This window comes from Eggerthella sp., assembly GCF_048329335.1.
Taxonomy (GTDB): domain Bacteria; phylum Actinomycetota; class Coriobacteriia; order Coriobacteriales; family Eggerthellaceae; genus Eggerthella; species Eggerthella lenta.
Window position 1 is genome coordinate 1 of the sequence record NZ_DBFEGU010000486.1, and the last position, 2,014, is coordinate 2,014.

Below are 2,014 nucleotides of genomic sequence, written 5' to 3' on the forward strand. Positions count from 1 at the left end.
GTGGCGGTGGGGGCGCGCGAAGGGGGCAGGCGCGCTGGTGATGCAAATTGTCCCGCGGAGCGGTAAAAACAAGTCAGTTTGGCAATTATGATCGATATAATCATTAAATAGCACATCGCGCTGATCAGGCATTTTGAAAGCACGCCTGACATTTCAGCCCAAGATAGGTGCCAACCGGGCTGAAATCGCGCTCTCGAAATTGCCAAACCGGCTCAGTTTTACCCTCGGAAACGAAATTTCGCCTCATCGGGCGTCGGCGGCGACCCTTCGCTCGCGCTAGCCCTTCGACCGCATGTTGTCCGCTGCTTCGGCGTTTGATCGGCGCTGGATTGGGATGTGACACGCGTGGAAACGACGTTGGAAACGGCGGCAAGGCGCGTGGAATCCGCGTTGGAACGACGTGGGAAACGCGCTTGATTTGGCGGCAACGCGCGTTGGATCTGCGCAAACGAAACGTGAGACCGCGTCGCTATACTGAGAAGCACGGATTCGATCCGGCGGCTTGGTGCCTCGCCCTCTCATTATTCTAGAAGGATGGAGGTGAAGACCATGACCGTTTTGGGGATTGCTTCGTTGGCGATTTTGCTCTTGGAGTTCGCTACCCGCGTCATCGAGCTGTTTCTGGTGATAAGGAGCGCGCTCCTAACCCGTAGGGGAAAGGAGCGCCACAAGTAAACCCAAACCGCCGAAGCGATCCGAGAGCCGTGGGGAGCACCACCTCCCTGCGGCTCGCCCTTATTATACAAAAACGACCGTGCTCCGCCAAGAGGATCGTTGCGCAACGATCGGGACGCAACAGACAGGTGAAAAACGCGCATTCCGGAGCCGGGCGAGGATGGCGGGAGGGAGATCTCCCCGTTCCTTCGTCTCTTTCCCACGCTTTCGCCTTGCGCGCGGCCTTGGCTCGGCGCGTCCGAAACGGTGTAATCATGTGGTAACATGGAACCATCTTCTACATCGGCTTCCCAGCGCCGTGCAGGTGGGGTGGCTCCTCTGATGCAAAGGCGGTACGAGCATGGAGCGTTTGGCGGCGGCCTCGAACACGGTGCCGGGCAAGCCCGTGACCGTCTCCATGAAGAACGGCCGAACGACTACCGACTGCATCGTCGTGCCCGAAGACGGCGACCTGTGACGCTCGTCGCGCCGCTTGCGCCCGGAAGCCCTGCCGCGCCCGCAGAGGCGATGCTCCCTCTGCGGGCGCGGTGTCTCGCGCGAGCGGCAGGAGCTCCGATCAGGACAGCGACCTGCGATGACGGGCGCGCGATGCAAGAACCAGCGCGCCGCTTGCGAGGGCTGCGCCCAGGGCGATGGCGAAAGCCGGGCTGTCGCCGGTAGAGGCGAGCGCCTTCGCAGGGGGCGCAGCCTCGCGTTCCTCATGCCCGGCGGAAGGCTTCTCGCCGATGAGCCCCGGCTGGCTTTGGCCGTCTTTCACCAGGTACGCGTACTCGGTCGCGCTGGCCTCGCCGGTCGTGGGCGTCGCTCCCGCAGGAAGTATCGCCACCTGGAACGCCTTGACGGGGTAGCCGTATCCCGACGTGCCGTTGGCGGTGCCGTCATGCGCCCAAGCCATCCAGCCGACGCCTTTCACGTACAGGCGGTAGTAGACGGTGTAGCGCGCAGCCTCGTCGCCCGACAGGCTGACGCGCAGCGCCTGCACGGGCTGCTCCATCTCGCCCGCGATGTCGCCGTTCTCAACCGCCGGGCTCCACCCGCTTCCGTTGTCGACCGCGTAGGAAACGTTCAAGCCGCCGATGGACGTCTCGATGCGCAGCGCGGTCACGTCGTGGCCGGCGGCGTTTCCGCTCGTCTGCCCGTCGATGCTCCAATCGACGCCGGCGTCCTCGTAGGCCCAGCCGTCCTCGAAGCTGTGCCACTGGTAGTACACGGCGGCCTCGGTGGGGGCGAGTGCGATGGCGAAGGTTCCGTCCAGGTTCCTCTCGCTCAGCCCGCTGTAATCGCGGCCGTTCCACGAGGCGACGACCAGCTTGTCCGTCGCCTCGAGCGGCGTGAGGTG

1 pseudogene is annotated in these 2,014 nt (G+C 63.8%); it reads right to left on the bottom strand.

From position 1 onward, the window contains the following. Nucleotides 1-1,231 precede the first annotated feature (1,231 nt). Nucleotides 1,232-2,014 (bottom strand): annotated as a pseudogene (locus tag ACMO6A_RS15040) (peptidase); the annotation flags it as partial.